This is a genomic window from Paenibacillus sp. FSL F4-0122, from assembly GCF_038002845.1.
Taxonomy (GTDB): domain Bacteria; phylum Bacillota; class Bacilli; order Paenibacillales; family Paenibacillaceae; genus Paenibacillus_AQ; species Paenibacillus_AQ odorifer.
The window spans coordinates 5,251,280-5,270,764 of record NZ_JBBODI010000001.1 but is presented as its reverse complement, the minus strand read 5'-3'; the positions used below and the strand labels follow the sequence as shown (position 1 = coordinate 5,270,764).

Below are 19,485 nucleotides of genomic sequence, written 5' to 3'. Positions count from 1 at the left end.
TTCTAGCAGTTGCGACTTAGTAACCCAATAAAAAGACTGGACAGCAATTAGCTAAGCGGCTATTCGCATCCAGTCTTTCATATTTTTAAAAAGTGTAATCGAAAAATTTCTCTGCATTCCTTAAACTAGCCCATATATCAGAGCTTTCTCCGCCTATATACCAATAAGCTACTCCAGCTAGTTTTTTAGTAACCGCTAAGTTGTATTTAGTTATTAATGAACGCCCATCCTCAATCCAAATCGTATGTTTTATAGCTTGTTTCGAGTAGCTCGCGACATATTGTCCCAGAGTAGAATTCCACACAGGTTTCGATGCATAGCTGCTGATGATCTGATTTTGCTCCGGAAGCGTAATATATTCAGAGGATAAAACCGTTCCCTTCTGGTTCAGTGTCCAATCCCGATTATATAAGGGCAATGCCAATATAACTTTTTGACTAGGTACAACTTTTAGGATTGTATTCACAGCCTTTTGATCATAAGAAAGCGAAGCATTGGACCCCGGAACTTGACTCCCGTCATAATGCTCATCATACCCCATCATCACCATGTAATTCACTTGCTTGCCTAGGGCAGCATAGTCAAAAGCTTCTGTCCAATCCGTTCCAAGATCAGGGGATACATCCATCGACAGAATAACATTGAGCGAATGCATTTTCTCGGCCAATAAAGTAATAAACGAAGTCAAATACACACGATCTTCGGCCGCTACATTTTCAAAATCTATATTTAGTCCATCTAATCCATATTTACTCACTAAAGCAGCTAATTGTTTGACTGCCGTATTCCTTGCGGTTGTACTCAACAGCATTTGATGCGTCGCTTCTTGATCCGATCGATTGCCAACCATCGCCCAGACTTGCCTTTTATTCTTTTTTGCCCAAGTTACCAGCGAGACATCTGTCGAATCCGTTACTGTCCCTGTTTTTCCAACATAATACCAACGTGGTGAGAGTGTGTTGACGTTCGATTGCAAAACATGATTCTCAAATTGTGACGTCGTGAGACCATACTGCCAGCCTATAACAATACGTTTGTCCGGATCACTTTCCAGCTCTGCCGCCCAGCTTGTATGTTGCAGCACCCGATCCATCAGCACTGCCGTCTCTTGCCTGGTTATCGGGTCCGTGGGTCGAAAATTTCCGCTATTATCGCCCTTCATTAATCCGCGATCATTAACCTTGGCTACAGCAGCACTTGCCCAGCTAGCAATTTGTTGCCGATCTTTAAAATTGGTTTGTGCGGTAGTTGCAGTGTTTGTTTGCTTTAGCGCTTTGGCTATCCACACAGCCGCTTCCTGCCGAGTAACTGCTTTTGCGGGTGCAAAAGTAGTTGCCGAAGTGCCGTTCGCCAGTTCAAGCTGAATTGCTGCCTGTATCCAGCCGTAATACCAAGCGCTTTTGGCTACGTCGGTATAAGGAGATACCGGACTCAACGCTGGATCAAGCTTCAACAGACGATCAAGAACTGTAATAAATTCAGCTCTAGTAATCGATTGAGTAGGTGAAAATTTAGTATTCGAGGTGCCAGTTAATATATTCCGGTTATATAAATCTATGATTTCTTTTTTTGCATAACTAGTGTTTATATCCTCAAAAGGAACCCCGTTATCGGCCGATATATGCTGAATAAATACTCCGGCGTATAGCACGACAGCGAGGGTCATTATAGTAAATCTAGCAAATATATTCTTCACGGGTTAAGAGATTCCCCCTTGGTTATCAATCTTTGAATTATACCAAGGATACAATCCATAAACATCGCTAAAATATTGGTAGAGTACGATAGGATCAGCTCTTCGGATTATGCAAAAAGAGACTAAGAACCACACCACACAGCACCAAGCCCAATGAAACTAGGAACGTGTCGTGGAATCCTGCAACCATAGCCTCTAAAGGTAGCTTCTGATTTCCTTGACTCATTTGAGTAGCTATATTCGAAGTCAATAAGCCCGACATTATAGCGACAGCAAAGGAACCCACAATTTGTTGTGCAGAGGCAGTAAGTGGGGTCACACGGCTGATCAAATCCTTCGGAGCGGCCTTAAGCACATGTGTACCGAGCTGCATAGTAGTTAATCCTTGGCCAAGTCCCATAATGGCAAAATAACTGATCATAACGTATACACTTGTATCATTTTGTAAACGTGACAAAAGAAAGAGTCCGGTGGACAGCAGCACAAGTCCAGAGAACACAACGGGCCGAGCTCCATACTTATCAAATAATTTTCCTCCAATAATCATGCCAGCAAAGGATATTAAAGCTTGAGGAATAACTAAAAGTCCCGATTCAAAGGAAGAAAAACCTCTGACCTGCTGCAAAAAAATTGGAATTAACAGAATCGAACCAAATAAGGCGAACTGATTAATCCAGGTCAAAATCATACCTTTACTAAATTCTAGAGATCGAAAAGAGCGAAGTTCCAATAACGGTTCTTTTTGGCGCAATTCCACGAAAATAAACAAGGCTAAAGCAATGAAGCTGAACGCAAGAGATATAATCGTTATACGATCCCCCCAGCCGTCCACTCCCCCTCTATGCACCCCAAATACCAAGCTGGAGAAAGCGAGTGGTGATAAAATCACACCCCAAATATCCAATTTAGCTTTATTCCCCTTCTCTATTACCGGAAGAAATTTCACTCCAACAATCATTGCAATAATACCAATGGGGACATTAATCAGAAAAATCCAGTGCCAGCTTGCATATTCCAACAGCCATCCTGACAGTACAGGACCAAGAACAGGCGCAATTAACATCGGTAGTCCAAGCAATCCCATGATTGAACCTCTTTTATCGGGAGGTGCGATTTTGAATGACATAGCCATACCAATTGGAGCAATCATCCCTCCGCCTAATCCCTGCAAAATACGAAAGATTATCAGCTCTGTTGTGGATTGTGCCATTGAGCATAATAAAGAACCTATGGTAAACAATACGATCGAAGCTAAAAAAACACGTTTGGCAGTAAACTTATCCGAGAACCAACCGGCCAATGGGATAATTACGGATAAAGCCAGCGTATAACCCGTGATGGCCCACTGTATTGTTTTTAGGCTAGCATCAAAGGTTTTTTCAAGCTGCGGGATCGCTACATTCATAATTGTACTGTCGAGCATAACAAGCAGCATTCCTGTTATAAGTGCCAGTATTACGGGAAGTATTGCTTTTATAGAAAATTCTTTGGTGACTGGTTGGGATTGTTCCACTTGTAGATTACTCATGGGTCTATACACATCCTTTTTAATTTTTACTAATAAAATAGCTAACCGCTGCCTCCTTTTTAAAAAATCGCACCGTTAAACTAACAGTGTAAGATTAATATAGCACCCGTTTATTTGCTTGTAAATAAAAATATCTAACAGTGTAAGATAAACCGGTAATCTAACGATGGTAGACCAGCCATCCATCTTCGCTTATGATAAAAGAAGACAGTAACAGGAGGTCGTTTCGATGAGAATCAAAAATCTGCAAATCACTGAACAAGATATAATAAAAGCTTCTTGGGAGCTGCTGGATGATATCGGCATAGAGGCATTTAGTATGCGTAAATTAGCAGAACTATTAAATATACAAGCCGCCTCTCTCTATTGGCATTTTAAGAGTAAACAGAGTATTTTCCAGACACTGGCTAATGAGATCGCCAAAGAAGCCCTCGAAACTGCGAATCTCGAAGGTGATTGGCAAGAACAGCTTTTTCATTTTGCAGATCGAATCCGCGGGGTTTTACATAAGTATCCTTGCTCGGCTCAGCTGATGATGAGAACCTTGCCTTCTGAACCTAATTATCTATCTTTACTGAATACTTTGCTTCAGATCGTGGATCATCTTCCTTTAAGCGATAGTGACAAATTCTCCTTAATTGCTTGCGTGTTAAACTATGTAATCTCTTTCGAATTGGACAAATATGAGCAGGATCGAATTGACTTAGCCATGAAAAATGAACCTAATGGAGATGCTAGAGAGGTATTTAAACAATCGCTTGAGCACTTATCAGGGGATGGACCTAATGTTATAAAACGAATGTACGAAAACAATATCTTTAATGAAATTGGCTCCGATAAGATGTTCTATACAGGTCTAAAAATAATGGTGAGTGGAATTGAACAGTTAGCTAATGAGCGACAGTAGAGCTTAGGGGATTTTTCACGACAATAAATCTTGGCACAAATAAAGGGCATCCCAGCAGCCGATTTCGGCTTTTGGAATGCCCTTTTTTAAAGAGCCCGAAATAAAAGTTCTCCTTTGGACTGAATGTATCTATACATCACTCCACATGCCACAAATATCACCACACCAATACCTAACATAACGAGATTACCATTTAGATCGGATAAAAGAAAACTCAAACCAAATGGAATCAGCAAGCTGATAAATCCTATAATCATCGCTACAAGGACCGAAGCACTTTGTTTAATTACTGAGACTTCGTTAGTCCACTCCAGTTTAGGAAGCTTCAAGTTAACGATCACACCTACCATTGCAGTAAGACAAGCGTATAGGACGGGGATTATTAGCAATAACAAGCTCTCCATCCAGCCTGTGCCCAGAGAAATCATTAGAAGCACACTACTAACAATCACAATCGGTACTGTAATGGTGAGATTCACTACGATTTTACTTAATAATATGGTTTTTGTCGGAACGGGGGCGCTTTTTAAAATCCAAATATGGTTACCTTCAAGCGAAATCGAACTCGATGTCGTACAGCTTAATGCAACAAAGAGGGAAACAAATAGTGGCGCCAATCTGCTTAGATAGTTAGAGAGTTCTGGTATTTCCATAATTTGTCCTAATTGCTCTGAGCTAACAAACAGTAAGGTAATCGCCATGACAAGTAACATAACCATACCGATACTCGTATTTAGCACATATATAGAAGAACTGAAATAGCGGCGCAGCTCTTTTTTATACAATGTGTAAAGCGGTGAAGAGACTTCAAGTGACCTCATTTGATACTTATTCTTTGAGTAAGAAGTCGTAAGGCCTGTGTGTATTGCTTTATATTTGCTGCCAAGAATAAGGGTAAACAACATAAAAGAAAGTAACGAAATCCCTATAAATAATAGTAAAGGAGCTACCTGATACGAGCAGACAGCATCTACATACATAACCGTCAAAGGATATAAGTTGAAGATTTGATCGGCAATTTGTGTGCTCATATCCGCAAGTAACTGCGGGTCATTCCCATTCATTTGGCCTGAACCCAAAATAATAACAATGATTACGGCAAAAGTCAGAATGAGACTTATTAAACGACTTCCTTTAAAACGTGAGGAAATCCAACTAATCAATGCCCCTATAATTGTTGCAGCAATGATCGGCACTAATGGGATAAATAGCAGCGTTATCATGAAAAATAAATAATATACTACTGCCGGATTTACCTTTATAGCATAAACTACACCTGCTGGCACCATCACCATCAATGAGAACAGTATATTCAGCACATAGAGCTGAACTACACGGCTTGCTACGATATGGCTCGTTTTGATAGGCAACGACATTACGAGATCGTAATCTTTGGAGCCAAATAATACCCCACTCGCCTTATAGATCGTTGTAAAAAATCCAATCAAGCAAGTAACAGCCATCATAATCGCAAGCAGCAGCTCTGGCCGGCCTATCTGTTCAAGTGTCTCTGCTATCATGAAGCTATATCCAAATGAAACTACTGCCATCATGACAATCCCTATTAAGATACCGATGCTCAGCAAAAGCATTTTTCGTCTTTCTTTCATATCCCTTGTATGCAAAGCTTTATTTAACCCAAAGGATGAGATCAGCTGAATTTTCGTCAATCGCCAGATATTAATCATGTTTAATCAACTCCAAAAACACATCTTCAAGGCTACTGTCACCTTTCACCTCTTCTGTTTTCCCATGAGTGATCAATTCACCCGCTTTGATAATGGCAATCTTATTGCAGAGCTTCTCGGCCACATCCAGTACATGCGTCGAAAAAAAGATCGCACTGCCCTGGCTGCAAATCTCCGCCATGATTCTCTTGAGCGTGTGTGCCGCTTTTGGATCAAGTCCCACAAAGGGTTCATCCAGAACGAGCAGCTTCGGTTTATGAATAAGCGAGGAGATAATCGCGAGTTTCTGTTTCATACCATGAGAATATGCGGAGATTAAATCCCCCAGATTAGAGGTAATCTCAAATTCATCGCTATACTTCTTTATCAATAACTCCCGATCCGCTTTCGATACACTAAAAAGATCACCAATAAAATTCAAGTACTGAATGCCCGTCAGATGATCGTATAGATCCGGATTATCTGGAATATACGCAGTAATCGCTTTGCAGGCTAAGGGATCTTTTTTAATGGAGTACCCACCAATCTCGATATCTCCCTCCTCAAAATCTAAAACTCCGACCACTGCTCGGATAGTTGTTGTTTTCCCCGCACCGTTATGACCGATAAAGCCATAGATGTCACCTTTTTCGACCACCAAATTCAGATCATTTACCGCCTTCTTGCCACCCTTGTAGCTCTTGGTAAAATGTTTGATTGTCAACATCTTGCCACTCCCCTTCCAATCTCATAACACTCTCGACAAGCCATATTTACTATAGCTTCGTCGTCTTCAATATACGTTTCTTATAATACGTTTAGCCCGTCCAGATAGTTCATTCATTCACAAATATTTTTATCGGAAATTCCCACTCTATAGCGCGCGAGGTGAATAGTAACCGGGTCCGTAAGGGTAAGCAATTTACTTTTGAACGCTAAACAATCGACTTCGTTGGTGCCACGGTGTATAGGACCGAGGCGCCCTTATTTCACAAAATCATGCCTTTTTCCACTCCGTTCGGACTCAGATGCAGCTATTGTGCCATATCCACTGCATTTTGCTGCAAAATCAGCCGAATAAGTGCTATGCAGTCCGTTACTTTGAAATAAGGCGCCAAAAACACTATTTAGCTGCAATACGGTCCGCAAGGGTAAACAAACTACTTTGCTGACGATGTGATAGCTACTTTGGAACGCTAAGCAAACGAATTTCTAAGCATTCTACACTGGAACAGAAGCAATCTACCTTTGGCGATGGCTGCCATTGCAACGTATTGGACCGAGGCGCCCTTATTTCGCAAAATCCCACCCTTTTCCACTCCGTTCGGACTCAGATGCAGCTATTGTGCCATTTCTGCTCCTTTTTGCTGCAAAATCAGCCGAATAAGTGCTATGCAGTCCGTTACTTTGAAATAAGGCGCCAAAAACACTATTTAGCTGCAATACGGTCCGCAAGGGTAAACAAACTACTTTGCTGACGATGTGATAGCTACTTTGGAACGCTAAGCAAATTACTTTGGGGACGGTGAGATAACTAACTTTGGAACGCTATCCAAACTACTTTGGGGACGATGAGCTAACTACTTTGAACGCTAAGCAAACTACTTTGGGGACGATGAGCTAACTACCTTGGCACGTAAGCGAACTACTTTCTAAGCATTCTACACTGGAACAGAAGCAATTTACCTTTGGCGATGGCTGCCATTCCTACGTATTGGACCGAGGCGCCCTAATTTCACAAAATCATGCCTTTTTCCACTTCGTTCGGACTCAGATGCAGCTATTGTGCCATATCCGCTCCTTTTTGCTGCAAAATCAGCCGAATAAGTGCTATGCAGTCCGTTACTTTGAAAAAAGGCGCCAAAAACACAATTTAGCTGCAATACGGTCCGCAAGGGTAAGGTAAGGTAAGGTAAGGTAAGGTAAGGTAAGGTAAGGTAAGGTAAGGTAAGGTAAGGTAAGGTAAGGTAAGGTAAGGTAAGCCAAGCCAAGGTAAGGTAAGCCAAGCCAAGCTAAGCTAAGCTTAGCCAAACTAACTACCCACCCAACAAAAAGAGCATTCCCCCCAAATTCGGGATTGAATGCTCTTTTTTTAAATGCAAAGTCTACGCTGATGCGAACTGACTGTTATATAATCTGGCGTAATATCCACCGCTGGCTAGGAGTTGGTCATGCGTACCACTCTCCACAATGTCTCCGTCCTTCATGAAAAGAATGAGATCCGATTCTCGAATCGTTGACAAACGGTGGGCAATTACAAAGCTGGTCCGGCCTGCGATCATTTTTAGAAAAGCCTTCTGAATCCGTACCTCAGTCAGCGTATCAATACTGCTGGTGGCTTCATCCAAAATGAGCATAGGTGGATCTACGAGCATCACTCGTGCTATGGTTAGCAGCTGCTTTTGTCCTTGCGACAAATTATCTCCTGAGCCACTGATCTTCGTATCATATCCCTCAGGCAGGCGTTTAATGAAGCTATGAGCATTAGCAGCCTTAGCAGCAGCGATGACCTCTTCTTCGGTAGCCTCAGGTTTGCCGTAGGCAATATTTTCTCTAATTGTGCCGCCAAACAGCCAAGTGTCCTGCAACACCATCCCGAAATTACGCCGCAGACTGTCCCGGGTAATCGTCTTGATATCCACGCCGTCAATCTTGATGGAACCCCTATCCACATCATAAAAACGCATTAGCAGATTTACCAGCGTTGTCTTCCCCGCTCCCGTCTGCCCTACAATTGCAACCCGGGTACCTGGTTTCACTTCCAGACTGAAATCATTAATCAGAGGACGTTCAGGATTATAAGCAAAGGATACTTTTTCAAAGGTAATCGTTCCTTGACTTGTATTCATAATTTTGGCGTCTGTTTCATCAGCTGGTTCTGGCGATAGGTCTAGAATGGCGAAAATTCGCTGCGCTGATGCTGTTGCCGATTGAAGCTGCGTAATCACACCTGTAATTTCATTAAACGGCTTAGCAAACAAGTTGGAGAAGATCAAAAAGCTGGACAAATCCCCTACCGTCACAAGCCCGCGAATCACCATAACACTTCCGATCATCGCGATAACAGAGAAGGTAATATTATTTACTAACCGTGTTGTCGGATTGGACAAGGAACCGTAAAATTGTGATTTCACGCCAGTCTGGTACAAAGTCTCGTTTCGTTCTTCAAACTGGGTCAGTGCACGGTCTTCATAATGATAAGCTGTGACCACTTTTTGTCCGCCAATCATTTCCTCCACATATCCGTTGAGACCGCCCAGAATTTTAGCCTGCTCCTTAAACATCTTCTGGGAGCGCATCGTAATAAATCTTGCCACAAAAAATGTAACGGGTGCTGACAGAAGAACAACTAAGGTCATTAAAGGACTAATGTACAACATGAGTGCAATTGCCCCCACGATGGTGATGATCCCCGTGAGCAGTGTTGAGAAGCCTTGCAGCAGTCCATCAGAGACCGCATCCATATCATTAACAAACCGGCTGATGCTGTCCCCTTGCGGGTGGTTATCATGAAATTTCAACGGCAAAACATTTAATTTATCAAAAAGCTCCCGCCGTAAGTCATATACAGTCCGGTAAGCAATTCGATTAGTCAGGTAGGTAAGAAGCCATCCGAAAAAGCTGCCGACAATATACACCCCTGCCAGAATCAAAAGCAGTCTAAGTACGGCGTCAAAATCAACCTCTCCCGGCCCGATCATAAAATCGATGGCGCTGCCGATAAGCAACGGGCCAATTAGACTGGCAATCACACTGAGTATTGCGCAGATTACTGCGCCTATAGCTATTTTTTTATAATGCCCTGTGTATACAATAAGTCTTTTCCAAATGTTGTTTTTGTTCATTGGCCCGACTCCTCACTTGATAGCTGGGACAGGCAGATTTCTTTATACTCTTCACAACCCCGCATCAACTCCTCATGGGTTCCGACACCGGCGATCCGCCCTTCCTCAAATACCATTATTTTATCCGCTTGTCTTACAGTGCTTACCCTCTGCGAGACAAGGAGCACGGTCATTTCCTGGCTGCTCTCTTTGAGAGCCTTACGAAGTGCCGCATCTGTGGAGAAATCCAGCGCACTGGAGGAGTCATCCAAAATAAGAATCGATGGCTTACCTACTACTGCACGAGCTATGGTTAAGCGCTGCTTTTGTCCACCGGATAAATTTAATCCACCACGAGATACTTGCGTATTCAAGCCTTCGGGTAATTTACGTATAAACTCCTCCGCTTGAGCGATAGAGGCTGCCTGCATGATTTCTTCCTCAGTTGCATCTTCCTTACCCCAACGTATATTCTCAGCGATTGTTCCTGTAAACAACACAGCTTTTTGCGGAACAATCCCTATTTTCTCACGAAGCTGGTGCAGCTTGTAATCTCTGACATCCACACCATCCACTTTCACTTCACCTTGCACCACATCATAAAAACGAGGGATCAAATTCACAAAAGTAGACTTACCTGAACCCGTACTGCCAATCAGGCCCACGGTCTCTCCGCGATTAATTACTAAAGATATATCCTCTAATGCCGATTCACCTGTCGTATTATACCCAAAGGATACGTGATCGAATTGTATAGCAGGGGCAGCATGGTCAGGTTCTGCAATCAATGCATTTCCTTCCTCGGACACGGATACCTTAACACCAAGCACTTCATTCACACGATTCGCTGAGGATGAGGCTTTTGTAAAAATAATAACCAAGTTGGAGACCACTATCAGCGCCAGCAAGATCTGAGTGATGTAATTGATGAAGGCAATGATCTCCCCTTGAGACAATCGGCCCCCATCGATATGAATTCCGCCTACCCACAAAATAGCTATGATCGCCGCATTTACTACAAGTGTAGTCATCGGCCCAAGCAAAGCAGAAATCCGCGAAACCCGGATCGCTGTAGTAGTCAAATCATCGGATGAGGCATCAAAACGTTCTTTTTCTGTACGTCTTTTGGCAAAAGCACGAATCACTCGAATCCCCGATAAATTCTCACTCAGTACGAGCGCAAGGGCATCCAGCTTCTGCTGGTATTTTCGGTACAAAGGAGCACTGCGGGTGATAATAAAATATAAAATAATGCCAAAAACCGGTGTTGCCGCTATTAGAATCAGCGATAATCTAAAATCCAAAATCATGGACATTAGGATAGCCCCGATGCAGATAAACGGTGCACGAATAACTAGACGAATCAGCATGGCCACAGCAATTTGCAGCTGGTTTACGTCATTGGTAATCCGATTAATCAGTGTAGGCGTACCTAAGGTATCCAGTTCAGCATACGACAAGGATGTAATATGTCTAAACATCTTATTGCGTAGTGTCGTACCGAATCCCTGTGAAGCCCGGGCTGCATAATATTGGCATACCATGGAGCAGCCGAAGCCAAGCAGTGACATCAGCACCATTAGGCCACCCATGCGGTAAACATAGGCGCTGTCATGATTGCCAACCCCGTTGTTGATGATCAATGCGACAATGGTAGGCAAAATCAGCTCCAGAATCGCTTCCATCAGTTTGAAGATCGGTCCAATGATCGCTTCTTTTTTGTACGGCTTTAAATATACTGCAATTTTGAACAAATTTATCCACACCCAACATAAGAAGTATTTAACCACTTGAAATATGTATAAGAACAGTTATGATTATGGCATATCTACTCACATATTAATAATATTGGATTCGTATCGCTCCCATACGATTAGCATATCTCAAGTTCGGAGGATTTTTATATGGATATTAGACAGCTTAAATATTTTATGGCGATAGCTGAGGAAGGACAGATCACATCTGCAGCCAAAAAACTGCAAATGGCCCAGCCTCCGCTGAGCCAGCAGCTAAAGCTCCTGGAGGAAGAACTCGGTGTAAAGCTAGTGGAACGAGGTCCACGCAGCGTGCAGCTCACTGAAGCTGGAGCCATTTTGCGGGACCGTGCCCAACAAATTCTGGAGCTGGCAGATTCCACTGCCCGTGAGCTCACTGATTTTGTCAAAGGTTTAAAAGGAACCCTAGCCATTGGTACAGTTTCTTCCTCTGGAGCTACGTTGCTTCAAGATCGGCTATGTGAATTTCACAAAACCTATAAAGGTGTGAAGTTTGAGATTCATGAAGGAAATACCTTTAGAATCATTGACCTCTTGAATAAAGGCATTGTCGAAGTCGGAATTGTAAGGACACCCTTTAATGGTACAAATTTAGAATGTCTTTACACACAAGCTGAACCTATGATTGCCGTAATGACACCTGAGTATGACTGGAAAACGGATGAAAACTTTATTGAGATCGGTGAGCTAAAGGATAAGCCGCTTATTATCTACCGCCGTTTTGAGCAGCTTATCCGGGAAACATGTCTTGAGAACGGCTTTGATCCGCTGATTTTCTGCATGAATGATGATGCTAGGACAACACTGCTCTGGGCAAACGCTGGTCTTGGCATCGGAATCATCCCCAAATCCGCTTTCGAATTAACGAGTAACAGTAATTTGATCTATAAAGAAATCAGTAGTGAATCACTACGCACGCGGGTCGCCGCCGTCTGGATTAAGGATAAATACTTGTCATCATTGGCTTCAAAGTTTATTGAGAGTTTCAAGAATGGATAATACCAGCTCTATTTATTCACTTGTTGTTGAACGAGCCTATCCTCTTCTTCTTTAATACGGTTAATATCAATTCGTTCAAACAATAATTGTAATTCAGTAACCTGTTGGTAAGGGGGTACCGAGCAAGGCTGCCAATTCGGTAGTTCTAACGACAGGAACCCCCTGATCTTGTCACAAGAGAACGGCAGAAACGGATGTAACAAATTCGCTAGGTTCGCAATAATCTGCACACATGTGTATATTGCAGAATCACAAGAAACCTGATCCTCTTTTATCTGTATCCATGGTTTTTGCAGGTCGAAATACTGGTTTGCCTTGCGCACATAAGAAAAAATATACTCCAGCGCATCTTTTATATTCCCAGCCTCAATAAGCCGCCCTGATTCGAGATACAAGAGGTCAATGTTGTCATTCCACCCCTTATCCAATTGCCCATTCGGCACTTTCCCTTCATAAAACTTATCTACAAAAGCCAATGAACGATTCACAAAGTTACCAAATGCTCCAAGCAGCTCTCCATTATGGCTATAAATAAACTCTCTCCAGGAAAAATCCGTGTCCCGCTTCTCGGGTCCATTGGCAATTAAGAAATAACGAATAGAATCTGGCTGATACCGCTCTAAAATATCAGGTACCCAGACCGCCCAGTTTCGGCTAGTGGAGAACTTCTGCCCTTCAAGGGTTAAATATTCGCTAGATATAATCCTGTCCGGTAAATGCAGACCTCCTGCTCCTAATAACACAGCCGGCCATATTAAAGTGTGAAAAGGAATATTGTCTTTACCATGCACATAATAAGCGGTTATCTTCCTTTTTTCCTCTAACCAAAAATCCTCCCAGCTTCCTCCGGACTGTGCAGCCCACTGCTTACTGGCTGATAAATAACCACTTACCGCCTCAATCCAAACATAAATCTTTTTATCTTCAAATCCAGCCACAGGAACATCTACACCCCAAGACAAGTCTCTTGTTACCGCGCGGTCCTGCAGCTCTTCTTGTAAATAACGTTTGGTCAGTTTTATAGCGTTATCTCTCCAAAATTGTGCTTCCGCTACATATTCCGTTAATTCAGACTGAAAATTAGATAAGCTAAGATAATAATGTTCTGTCGGCCGTTCTATTGGTGTACTCCCACATAATTTGCAGACTCTGTCTAACAAATCGGCAGGATCTAGAATGGTAGAACAATAATCACATTGATCCCCTCGCGCCCGCTGGCCACATACCGGACAAGTCCCTTCCACATATCTGTCTGGCAAAAAGCGCTGATCCACCTCGCAGTAACATTGCGCAATGGTTTTTTTATATAAATGACCATTCTCTAGTAGCTTTGTAAACAACTCTTGCACGACCTTATGATGCTGCTGTTGATCCGTTCGAGTATATAGATCATAACTAAATCCCAGCTGTTCAAAACACTTCAGAAACTCTTCATGATATCTGCTTGCAAAAGCTCCGGGCGTAATCCCTTCATTCGCAGCCTGAACCGCTACGGGTGTTCCATGGCAATCACTGCCTGATACATATAATACGTTATCCCCTTTGGAGCGAAAATATCGTGCCAGCACATCCCCAGGCAACACACTTGATAATCTCCCCAGATGTAAAGATCCATTCGCATACGGCCAAGCGCCACCTATAAACACATTACTCATTAACCTTCTCCTCCTTTTTTAGACAACAAAAAAACTCCCATCCACAAAGGACGAGAGTTCTACTCACGTGTTACCACCTAATTTTATAAATGCCTCATGACATTTACCTCTTCAGGTACGACGTTAATTAACGTTTATACCCTAGCACTGTAACGGATGCAGGTTCCGGCGCAGCCTACAACCCATAAGGTTTCGATGCGCAGCTCTGAGACCATATTCCCAAGGGTTTTCTTTACTCCTTTTCAGCGACCGGAGCTCTCTGTTGAAAGAATTGCCGTGGTACTCTTTCTCTTCTTTGCTTTTACATATTCAAGTTAGAGAAAATAATACTCAATTTGTTGTTTATTGTCAATGTGAAAAATCAAGCTCACTGTAACTTTTCCAGTTAATCTTCGTCTTTTATATAAATACGTTACAAGGAGGTCCCTCAGTGAAAAAGGTAAATTTGCTTACACTCTCTGTTCTTTTACTAGCAGGGGTATGGAGCTGCTCCGATAATCAAGTCAATTCTGTACCTAAAAGTGAGCCCTATACTTCCAAAGAAGCCATCAGTAGAGGGGATATTGTTTCTTGGGAAAAAGTGTACAACCTCGATAAATTCGAGCAATTTATAACGAATCTCTCCAGCAAAAAAGCAGACAATATACGCGTTACAAGTTACACAGATGAAGGCGATCCCATATTTAAGGATTTAAAATTTGACGGTAACGTGATTAATTACAGCTATGATACCTCTAATGATGCATTCGGTGGAAGCAACACAGGAGTCAGAACCGATACCTGCTCCGAAGTGACGAGTAAAAAAAGCACACAAGGTGAAATTATCTATTCGATCAGCGGTTGCACAAATAATGACTCTGAAATTGATTACTACCTTTTTCGCACAACAAAATGAAATGCTGAAATAAAAAAGACCACCCAATCATAATACAATTGGATGGTCTCGTTACTTCATATTATTTCATGATTTTGCAAATATCATTGGTGAATTGAACTGGATCACTAACCTGTAGACCTTCGATCAACAGGGCTTGGTTGTACAGCAGGTTCGTGTATAAACCGAGCTTTTCTTTGTCGTTCTCTGCTGCCGCCTTCAAGGACTGGAATACTTCGTGATGGATGTTGATTTCAAGTACCTTATCCGCTTGCACCTCTTGGCCATTCGGCATCGATTTCAGAATTTTCTCCATCTCGATCGTCAGCTCACCTTCTGCAGAGAGACATACCGGATGAGTCTTCAAACGTTTGGAAGCTTTAACATTTTTCACTTTGCCGGACAGGATGTCCTTCATCGCTTCAAAAAGCTCCTTGTTTTCGTTCTCTTCCGCTTCCGTTGGCTTGTCCGCTTCGTCGGCTTCGATCCCCAGATCTCCGCTGGATACGGATTTAAATTCTTTTTCCTTATAAGACTGAATCATCTTGATCGCAAATTCATCAATATCATCAGTGAAGTAGAGAATTTCATACCCTTTATCCGATACAAGCTCGGTTTGCGGGAGCTTTTCGATTCTGTCGATCGACTCTCCGGAAGCATAGTAGATATACTTCTGATCTTCTGGCATTCTTGAGACGTATTCGTCCAGTGTAACCAGCTTCTTCTCCTTGGAGGAGTAGAACATCAGCAAATCTTGAAGGGTGTCTTTGTGCATCCCATAATCGTTATAAACACCAAACTTAAGCTGTCTGCCAAAAGCATTATAGAACTGCTCATATTTCTCTCTTTCATCCTTCAGCAGGCTTTGCAGTTGGCTTTTCACTTTATTCTTAATGTTCTTAGCGATCAGAGTCAGCTGACGGTCATGCTGGAGCATCTCTCTGGAAATGTTCAAGGAAAGATCCTCTGAGTCCACCATACCTTTTACAAAACTGAAGTAATCAGGCAGCAGATCCGCACATTTGTTCATGATCAACACACCGTTGGAATAGAGCTCAAGACCTTTTTCATATTCCTTTGTGTAATAGTCAAACGGTGTATTTTCTGGGATGAACAAAATCGCATTGTACACTACAGCACCATCAGCACTGATATGAATATGTTTAAGCGGCTTATCGAAGCCGTAACGTTTCTCTGCATAGAAGTTATCGTAATCTTCTGTAGTCAGCTCGCTTTTGTTCTTGCGCCAGATTGGCACCATGCTGTTTACGGTTTGTTCTTGAACAACTTCTTCGAACTCATTCTCCGTGCCTTCTTTTGGCTTTTGTTCCTTCAAGTCCATTTTGATTGGGAAACGGATGAAGTCGGAGTATTTTTTAATGATGGATTTCAGGCGATATTCTTCCAAATATTCATCATATTGATCTTCTTCAGTATTCTCTTTAATCTTCAAAATCACATCAGTGCCGACAGAATCCTTCTCAACAGTCTCGATGGTATAGCCGTCAGCGCCCTTAGACTCCCATTTAAAGGCCTCGTCGCTGCCTAATGCCTTACTGATCACTATAACGTCATCAGCCACCATAAACGCAGCGTAGAAGCCCACTCCGAACTGTCCGATGATATTGTGGCCATCTTTAGCTTCGTTCTCTTTCTTAAAAGCAAGAGATCCACTCTTCGCGATTGTACCTAAGTTATTCTCCAGCTCCTCTTGTGTCATCCCGATACCTGTATCGGAAATCGTCAAGGTTCTGTTCGCCTTATCGGCGGTCACTTTAATATAATAATCCTCTTTATTGAAGACCAGGCCTTCATCAGCTAAGGCTTTGTAATAGATCTTATCAATCGCATCACTTGCATTGGAAATCAGTTCACGCAGGAAAATTTCCCGTTGAGTATAAATGGAGTTAATCATCATTTCCAGCAATCTTTTCGATTCGGCTTTAAACTCTTTTTTGGCCATGAATAAATAAATCTCCTTTCAAAATAACCTTATTATTCATCATTCCGTGATTAGCACTCTTCTTAGATGAGTGCTAATTCTTCTTTTTATATAACATAAACTGATTTTCAATGTCAAATTTTTTGGCTACTTTCATATGAAAATATAACCATTTACAATTCCCTTGCAATCCTATTGATTGTATGATTTAAATAGATTAGATACATAATTTCCAAATAAAGGTTTATCCATTTCGGATTTGGGAGGTCTTTAAATGAATGAACAAGCAATGTCCGCTTTAAATTCCACAATAAAAAGCCCCGTAAAGAACTTAATTGGCAGTGTATTCATTCCCGTACATGATATTGAAAAATCCCGTCGCTGGTATTGCCAAGTCCTGGGGCTTCCAGAGACAGATTGTAAGATCATGAACGGTCATTTATGCCCGCTGCCTATGCAGGGAAACACTGGAATCATCCTGGATACCATGCCGTTGTGGGGCGGCTTAGAACCTGAAGGAACACCGCCCATTACAACACCAGCTTTTTTATTACTGACCGATGATCTGCAAGCCTCTTTCAATTATGTGAAGGCTCTCGGTGTAGAGCTAGTAACTGAAATTCAAGATGAGCATTGGTTTGTTGTGAAAGATCCTGATGGGAATAAATTAATGATTTGCAAGCAACATTTGGATTAAAAATTGCAGCGGTTGTGATTTCCACTTCTTAGGGTGCATCAGAAGCTGCAGATCAAAGTGAATTTCGGGATGAATAAAGGACAGCTCCGCCAAGCTTCCTCGTTCAATTTCTTCCTCTGCCACGATTTTTGGTAACAAAGCAATTCCAAGGCCATTCATTACACAACGTTTGATGGCCTCCAGATTCGAAAGCTCAAAACCTATGCGGAATATGATCCCGTGCTCTTTTAACAAATTCTCGAACAGACTGCGGTAAATACAGCTTTCCTCCGAGACTATTAGCTCACAGTTATTCAGATCGTTTAGGGTTACCGTATCCATCTGGGCAAGCGGATGATGAATGGGGGCTATCAATACAAGCGGCTCATCTCTGACGATCGTACGCTCAAGGATGGAATCCGCAGTGGTGCGATCCAACATTAAGCCTAGATCTACTTCGCCATCTTTTATTTTGGCAAGAAGATTAGCTTCCTGCATCGTTTGCAGATGAATATCCAGCTTCGGAAATTTAGTCCTTAGCTGCTGCAGGTAAGGAGGTAAATAAAAGGCCGCTAAAGAATCTATCGTCCCAATAGTTATCGTTCCTCCGATTTGCTGGGCGATGGTTTCTTTTGAACGATCATACAAATCCAAAATCTCCACGAACAGCTTCAATAACTCTTCTCCTGGCGGGGTAAGCCGCAGCTGACGGCCATGCCTCTCTATTAAAGGTACTCCATATTCCTTCTCTATCTTCTGTATCTGCATCGTCACACTTGATTGTGCATATCCCAATTCTTCAGCAGCTCGCGTAAAGCTCTGACGTTTAGCCACCTCGCGGAAGGTTCGTAAATAGGTTAAATCCATTACCTCACCCTAACATCAATATTTTTGATGATCCATATCATTTATTATAGCTAACGACGATGCTACTTTCCATGGTAAAGTGTATGTAGAGGAATTAAAATATTTTGGAGGCCGATAATTTATGCTTACAGAACAACAGATTTATGGAGTTTATGTCCCCGTGGTCACCCCGTTCAATGCTGCTGGTGAAGTTGATTTGGATTCGTATCAGCGTTATGTAAAGAACATTATTAACAACAGCATACAAGGTCTGGTCGTTAATGGAACCACCGGAGAATCGCCCACTGTAACCGTAAATGAAATGCAGCTTCTAGTAAACACTTCCCGTGAGCTTCTACAATCCACATCAATCCCCTTAGTAGTTGGTACAGGTACCAATGATACAGCCTCTACGGTTGCACGCACGGAAATTGCTGCAAACCTTGGTGCTGATTGTGCACTAGTAGTCGTACCTTATTATAGTCGTCCTTCACAAGAGGGTATCATTGCCCATTTCCGCAAAGCAGCAGAAGTAGGCATACCTATCATGGCTTATGATATTCCAAGTCGTACAGGTACCGCCATGACGGTAGATACTGCACGTACAATCCTAGAAATGAATAATGTTGTCGGTTTAAAAGACTGCTCAGGCAGTACAAAAATGGTTACAGAGTTAGTCCGTACAGGTGCTAAACCTGTGCTTGGCGGCGATGATTCCCTCTTTTATGAAATGCTTAGCTGCGGAGCAGCTGGAGGTATGCTCGCTACTGCCAACGTTTATCCGGCAGAATGCCTTCGTATCTTTGAAGCCTTTACATCTGGTCAAGTGGACTTCGCTAAAGAAAGCTTTGAACAACTACTGCCGATCATCCGCCTATTGTTCAAGGAATCGAATCCCGCTCCAATTAAATGGATGCTTAACCAAAACGGCCTACTATCCTCGGATACGCTTCGCCTCCCTATGACTTCCATCAGCACAGGACTTCAGCAAGAACTGAGCCCCTATGTTCAGGACAATACAATTGAAGCAACCGCATAAATGAAATAACAACAGCCGTTGTACAGTGAGGAACTGTTTAGCGGCTGTTTTTTGTTG

Annotated in this window: 14 protein-coding genes and 1 other annotated feature; of the genes, 5 read left to right on the top strand and 9 right to left on the bottom strand. The window is 42.4% G+C overall.

The window, feature by feature from the left end; genetic code table 11:
• Window positions 1–85 precede the first annotated feature (85 nt).
• The gene (locus tag MHH49_RS23015; RefSeq protein WP_036688356.1) at window positions 86–1,696 is read right to left on the bottom strand and encodes an S-layer homology domain-containing protein; all 1,611 of its coding nucleotides are present in this window, start codon (window positions 1,694–1,696) and stop codon (window positions 86–88) included.
• A gap of 94 nt (window positions 1,697–1,790) precedes the next feature.
• Complete coding sequence (locus tag MHH49_RS23010) at window positions 1,791–3,224, bottom strand: MDR family MFS transporter (protein ID WP_076098927.1); 1,434 nt, start codon at window positions 3,222–3,224, stop codon at window positions 1,791–1,793.
• Between the two features lie 229 nt (window positions 3,225–3,453).
• On the opposite strand from MHH49_RS23010, the gene MHH49_RS23005 reads away from it, so the two are divergent.
• Window positions 3,454–4,131, top strand: a complete 678-nt coding sequence (locus MHH49_RS23005) for a TetR/AcrR family transcriptional regulator (protein WP_038571872.1) — start codon at window positions 3,454–3,456, stop codon at window positions 4,129–4,131.
• Between the two features lie 86 nt (window positions 4,132–4,217).
• On the opposite strand, the gene MHH49_RS23000 is transcribed toward MHH49_RS23005, so the two are convergent.
• The 4 genes from MHH49_RS23000 to MHH49_RS22985 all read right to left on the bottom strand — a co-directional run bounded on the left by MHH49_RS23000 (window position 4,218) and on the right by MHH49_RS22985 (window position 11,376).
• Window positions 4,218–5,819: a hypothetical protein gene (locus MHH49_RS23000; RefSeq protein ID WP_076225154.1), complete on the bottom strand. Its 1,602-nt coding sequence runs from the start codon at window positions 5,817–5,819 to the stop codon at window positions 4,218–4,220.
• Window positions 5,812–6,525 carry an ABC transporter ATP-binding protein gene (locus MHH49_RS22995; RefSeq protein WP_076098925.1) on the bottom strand — a complete coding sequence of 238 codons (714 nt, stop codon included), beginning with the start codon at window positions 6,523–6,525 and terminating at the stop codon, window positions 5,812–5,814. The genes MHH49_RS23000 and MHH49_RS22995 overlap by 8 nt, the downstream gene beginning before the upstream one ends.
• A 1,378-nt stretch (window positions 6,526–7,903) precedes the next feature.
• On the bottom strand, window positions 7,904–9,643 hold the full coding sequence (locus tag MHH49_RS22990) for an ABC transporter ATP-binding protein (protein WP_341138508.1): 1,740 nt from the start codon (window positions 9,641–9,643) through the stop codon (window positions 7,904–7,906).
• On the bottom strand, window positions 9,640–11,376 hold the full coding sequence (locus MHH49_RS22985; RefSeq protein ID WP_076143862.1) for an ABC transporter ATP-binding protein: 1,737 nt from the start codon (window positions 11,374–11,376) through the stop codon (window positions 9,640–9,642). The genes MHH49_RS22990 and MHH49_RS22985 overlap by 4 nt, the downstream gene beginning before the upstream one ends.
• A 150-nt stretch (window positions 11,377–11,526) precedes the next feature.
• Here MHH49_RS22985 and MHH49_RS22980 point away from each other — a divergent pair, with 150 nt between their 5' ends.
• Window positions 11,527–12,396 (top strand): LysR family transcriptional regulator, encoded by an 870-nt coding sequence (locus MHH49_RS22980; protein ID WP_036688370.1) that lies wholly within the window; start codon window positions 11,527–11,529, stop codon window positions 12,394–12,396.
• 8 nt (window positions 12,397–12,404) lie between these two features.
• On the opposite strand, the gene metG is transcribed toward MHH49_RS22980, so the two are convergent.
• Window positions 12,405–14,051 (bottom strand): methionine--tRNA ligase, encoded by a 1,647-nt coding sequence (metG, locus tag MHH49_RS22975; RefSeq protein ID WP_094903715.1) that lies wholly within the window; start codon window positions 14,049–14,051, stop codon window positions 12,405–12,407.
• Between the two features lie 43 nt (window positions 14,052–14,094).
• Window positions 14,095–14,356 (bottom strand) — a binding site (T-box leader).
• Window positions 14,357–14,481: 125 nt separating this feature from the next.
• Between metG and MHH49_RS22970 the strand changes: the two genes are divergently transcribed.
• Window positions 14,482–14,946: a DUF4362 domain-containing protein gene (locus MHH49_RS22970; protein WP_341138507.1), complete on the top strand. Its 465-nt coding sequence runs from the start codon at window positions 14,482–14,484 to the stop codon at window positions 14,944–14,946.
• A 61-nt stretch (window positions 14,947–15,007) separates the two neighbouring features.
• Here the strand turns inward: MHH49_RS22970 and htpG are convergent, their stop codons facing one another.
• Window positions 15,008–16,888: a molecular chaperone HtpG gene (htpG, locus tag MHH49_RS22965; protein ID WP_038571886.1), complete on the bottom strand. Its 1,881-nt coding sequence runs from the start codon at window positions 16,886–16,888 to the stop codon at window positions 15,008–15,010.
• Window positions 16,889–17,141: 253 nt separating this feature from the next.
• Between htpG and MHH49_RS22960 the strand changes: the two genes are divergently transcribed.
• Window positions 17,142–17,564, top strand: coding sequence for a VOC family protein (locus MHH49_RS22960; RefSeq protein WP_051491575.1), 423 nt, complete (start codon window positions 17,142–17,144; stop codon window positions 17,562–17,564).
• On the opposite strand, the gene MHH49_RS22955 is transcribed toward MHH49_RS22960, so the two are convergent.
• Window positions 17,535–18,410, bottom strand: a complete 876-nt coding sequence (locus tag MHH49_RS22955; protein WP_036688377.1) for a LysR family transcriptional regulator — start codon at window positions 18,408–18,410, stop codon at window positions 17,535–17,537. The two genes, MHH49_RS22960 and MHH49_RS22955, sit on opposite strands and share 30 nt — an antisense overlap.
• A 121-nt stretch (window positions 18,411–18,531) precedes the next feature.
• Here MHH49_RS22955 and dapA point away from each other — a divergent pair, with 121 nt between their 5' ends.
• A complete protein-coding gene (gene dapA / locus MHH49_RS22950) occupies window positions 18,532–19,428 on the top strand; it encodes a 4-hydroxy-tetrahydrodipicolinate synthase (RefSeq protein WP_036688378.1) in 897 nt (298 codons plus the stop codon).
• Window positions 19,429–19,485 lie beyond the last annotated feature (57 nt).